Source organism: Microbacterium sp. Bi128 (assembly GCF_918698205.1).
This window is the reverse complement of the sequence record NZ_CAKKMM010000382.1, coordinates 1-4,197: the sequence shown is the minus strand read 5'-3', so window position 1 is coordinate 4,197 and position 4,197 is coordinate 1. Positions and strand designations below refer to the sequence as shown.

Below are 4,197 nucleotides of genomic sequence, written 5' to 3'. Positions count from 1 at the left end.
TCATGGGAGCGACGTCCGGGATCGCCGTCGCGCTGGGGCGTTCCGCCCCGCCGCAGCCCACCACTTTCGCCCCCGACGCTTCGCCTGCCTTCATCCTCTCGGGCTACGAGCTGCCGCCGGAACTGACCCCGGACCGATGGCTCACGGAGTGGCGGCTCGACTGGCTCTGGATCGCCGTCGTCGTATTTGGCCTGGTGTCCTACCTCCTCGGCGTACGAAGGGTGCTGAAGCGGGGCGACTCGTGGCCCTGGTTCCGGACGGTCAACTGGGTGATCGGACTCATGGTCCTCACCTACGTGACCTCGGGGCCGCCGTCGGTCTATGGCAGGGTGCTGTTTTCGGCGCACATGGTGGACCACATGGCCCTGACCATGGTGGCCCCCATCTTCCTGGTCCTCGGCGCCCCCGTGACGCTGGCACTGCGGGCGCTGACCCCCCGGCGCGACAGCTCCCGCGGCCCGCGCGAGTGGCTCATGATCTTCATCCACTCCAAGTTCTCGCAACTGGTGACCCACCCGCTGTTCGCGGCCGCCAACTTCGCCGGCTCGATCGTGCTTTTCTACTACTCGGACGCGTTCGGCTACGCGATGCGGGACCACGTGGGCCACGAACTCATGAACCTGCACTTCGCCCTCACCGGCTACATCTTCGTGCTCACCATGATCGGCACCGATCCGTTGCCGCGCCGCGCACCGTACCCCATGCGGCTGCTGCTCCTGTTGGCCACCATGGGCTTCCACGCGTTCTTCGGCGTCGCCATCATGGGCGGCACCGGACTGCTGGCCGCCGACTACTTCGGCAACCTGGGGCGGACCTGGGGCCCCGCGGCCCTGCTGGACCAACAGATGGGCGGTGCCGTGGCGTGGGGGATCGGCGAAGTGCCAACCCTGCTGGTAGCGATCGGAGTCGCCGTGATGTGGTCCCGCTCCGACGCGCGCGAGTCCAAACGCACCGACCGGGCGGCGGACAGGAATAACGACGCCGATCTCACCGCTTACAACGATATGTTTGCCAAGCTGGCCGAGCGCGACGCCAGGCTTGCCGAACGCAATTCAAAGCTGGAAGGACGCTCATGACCGAAACCGTACGCACCCACCTCCGGGTCCGGGCCTCCGAACTGGTGGGCCGCAACTGGCTTAACACCGGTGGCAAGTCCCTGGACCTTGAATCCCTGCGCGGCAAGATCGTGCTGCTGGACTTCTGGACGTTCTGCTGCATCAACTGCCTGCACGTCCTGGACGAACTCCGCCCGCTCGAGCAGCAGTACTCGGATGTCCTCGTGACCGTCGGCGTGCATTCGCCCAAGTTCGAGCACGAGGCCGATCCCGTGGCGCTGGCGGCCGCCGTCGAACGCTACGAGATCCGCCACCCTGTCCTCGACGACCCCGAGCTGGACACCTGGAAGGCCTATACGGCCAGGGCCTGGCCGACCCTGGTAGTCATCGATCCCGAGGGCTACATCGTGGCGCACCTCTCCGGCGAGGGCCACGCGGACGGCCTCGCCGTGCTGATCCCCGAGCTGATCGCCGAACACGAAGCCAGGGGCACCCTGCACCGGGGCGACGGCCCCTATGTGGCGCCGGAACCGACGTCGGGAACACTGCGCTTCCCGGGCAAGGCCCTGTTCCTGCCCGCCGGCCGCGGCGTCGGAGGCGCCGGCGACGGCTCGTGGCTGGTGACCGACACCGGCCACCACCGGCTCGTGGAACTCTCTACCGACTTTCAGACCGTGCTGGCCACCTATGGCTCCGGCGAAAAGGGCCACGCCGACGGCAACGCCGCCACCGCCCGGTTCAACGAACCGCAGGGCCTGGTGCTGCTGCCCGAGGACGTCGCCGCGGACGCCGGTTACGACGTCGTCATTGCCGACTCCGTGAATCACCGGCTCCGCGGGCTGTCCCTCACGGACGGCACCGTCCGGACGCTGGCCGGCAACGGCGTACAGCGGCTGCTGGAAACCGGCCCGGCCCGCGTGGACGAGGAAGGCGCCGCCTACGGTACCCGGCTCGAGGCGGACCCGCTCGCGGTGTCCCTGAGCTCGCCGTGGGACGTCGTCTGGTCCACCAAGCTCAACGCCGTGGTGGTCGCGATGGCGGGAGTGCACCAGATCTTCAGCTTCGAACCGACCTCCGGGGCCGTAAAGATCATCGCCGGCAACGGCCTCGAAGGGCTCCTGGACGGCCCGGCCGCTGAAGCCTGGTTCGCCCAGTCCTCCGGCCTCGCCGAAGACGCCGACGGCAACATCTGGGTGGCTGACTCCGAGACCTCCGCCCTGCGCAAACTCGTGATTGATGACGCGGGCAGCATCACCGTCGAGTCGGCGGTGGGCAAGGGCCTGTTCGACTTCGGCTTCCGCGACGGCCCCGCCGCGGAGGCGCGGCTGCAGCACCCGCTCGGCGTCACGGTGCTCCCTGACGGTTCGGTGGCCATCGCGGACACGTACAACGGCGCAGTCCGCCGCTACGACCCCGCAACGGGCACGGTCTCCACGCTGGCCCGCGGACTGTCCGAGCCCTCGGACGTGATTGTGGACCACACCCAGGTCGCCGGATCCGAACCGTTGCTGGTGGTGGTCGAGGCCAACAAGCACCAGCTCGTGTACGTGCCCATCCCGAAGGAAGCCCAGCAGGTGGACGAGGGTGCGGCGCAGACCCACCGGCCCAAGAGCCCCGTGGCGCCTGGGCCGCTCGAACTGGCAGTCCGCTTCACGGCGCCCACCGGTCAGAAGCTGGACGACCGCTGGGGCGATCCCACCCAGTTGAAGATCTCGTCCACACCCCCCGAACTGCTGGTCTCCGGCGGCGGGACGTCCGTGGGGCTCCTGCGCACCCTGGAGCTTTCCTCCGACGTCCCCGAGGGCGTCCTGCACATCACCGCCCGCGCGGCCGCGTGTGACGGGCCCGAAGACGCCGACGGCGAGATCCCGGACCATGCGGCCTGCCACCTCTACCAGCAGGACTGGGGAATCCCCGTGCTCCTGCAGGCCGACGGAGACACCGAGCTGGTCCTGGACCTGCGCGGAATGGACTGAGCCGCTGCGCCAAGGCTGAGCCGGAGGCTGCCGTCCGTGACCCTGAATCACGGACAGCAGCCTTTTGGCTTTCTTCGGGCGTCCGGCCGCGGAGCCCCGGCGGGTACTAGTAGTCCAGCTGGGGCGTGAGCTTGACGGTGTCGCCGTCGATGTCCAGACGGGTCGTGAAGCTGAAATCGTGGACGGAGTCGATGTCGGACACGGCGCCCGAGAACAGATCCTGTTGGCGGGCCTTGATCCGGGCTTTGCCGTCGAGGGGCGCCACCACCCAGCGGCCGCCGAACGGCTCGATGCTGACGCTCGGGTAGTCCGTGATGCTCCAGTCGATAGTTCCGTCCATCACGCGGTTGTTGGTGGCGTGGTAGAACGGGCAGTTGGGCTGCAGCTTCTGCTGCTTGTCGGCCTCGTCCGCGCAGGAGTCCAGGAACTCCTTGACCTTGCTGCTCACGGCCTCCTTCAGGGCGCCCGTGGCCTCGGTCAGCAGGTTCAGCGGCGCCGGAGGCGCGTCCGCGGCCGACACGGTGGCGCGGGTGGCCGGGGCGGAGAAGTACTGGCCGTTCAGGGTCGCCTCGTACTCGCCCGGGTAGAAGACTGCGAAGGAGTTGCGGCCGTTGGGCATGTTCACCGGCACGCCGTTGAGGGTGGCCTCGCTGGAGTTGACCACGGTGACGTCCAGGACGGGCAGCTCAGAGGGGACGAAAGACCATTTGTGGAAGAACAGCCACTCGGTGCCGGAGCGCTCCAACAGGAACTCGGTCCGCAACTTGTTGCCGTCGACTGTGTACTCCATGGGCACCATGACCTGATTGGCACCGCGCTCTTCCGCGGCGCCAAGCTTGACGTCGGAGACGCGTGCCGCCGCGGTTTGCAGGGCCGTGCCGTCGAGCATCGCCGGGTTGCTTTGTGGCACGGAGGCGCGCAACAGGCCCAGCGCCTTTTCGCCATCGCCCTTTTGCAGGGCACTCAAATATTCGCGGACTGGCTGCTGGGGCCCGGCAATGGAGTCGTTCACCAGGTTGATCGACACGATGGCCCCGGCGACGGCAAGCATCAGTCCCAGCAGCCACACTGCTGCGATTTTGACCAACGCCTGACTCATCTGCACCATTCTTACGTTACCTGTACACCACAGGAATCACGGTGCCACAGTCCGCATATGTGACGCG

3 protein-coding genes are annotated in these 4,197 nt (G+C 67.7%); 2 read left to right on the top strand and 1 reads right to left on the bottom strand.

Annotation, left to right across the window (positions count from 1 at the left end; genetic code table 11):
- Together LQV45_RS19475 and LQV45_RS19470 are read left to right on the top strand one after the other, a co-directional pair.
- Positions 1-1,076, top strand: a 1,076-nt coding sequence (locus LQV45_RS19475) for a cytochrome c oxidase assembly protein (protein ID WP_230008430.1), incomplete at its 5' end; no start/stop codon positions are given.
- On the top strand, positions 1,073-3,031 hold the full coding sequence (locus LQV45_RS19470; RefSeq protein ID WP_230008429.1) for an NHL domain-containing thioredoxin family protein: 1,959 nt from the start codon (positions 1,073-1,075) through the stop codon (positions 3,029-3,031). The genes LQV45_RS19475 and LQV45_RS19470, both read left to right, overlap by 4 nt.
- A gap of 106 nt (positions 3,032-3,137) precedes the next feature.
- On the opposite strand, the gene LQV45_RS19465 is transcribed toward LQV45_RS19470, so the two are convergent.
- Positions 3,138-4,130 carry a hypothetical protein gene (locus tag LQV45_RS19465; RefSeq protein ID WP_230008428.1) on the bottom strand — a complete coding sequence of 331 codons (993 nt, stop codon included), beginning with the start codon at positions 4,128-4,130 and terminating at the stop codon, positions 3,138-3,140.
- Positions 4,131-4,197 lie beyond the last annotated feature (67 nt).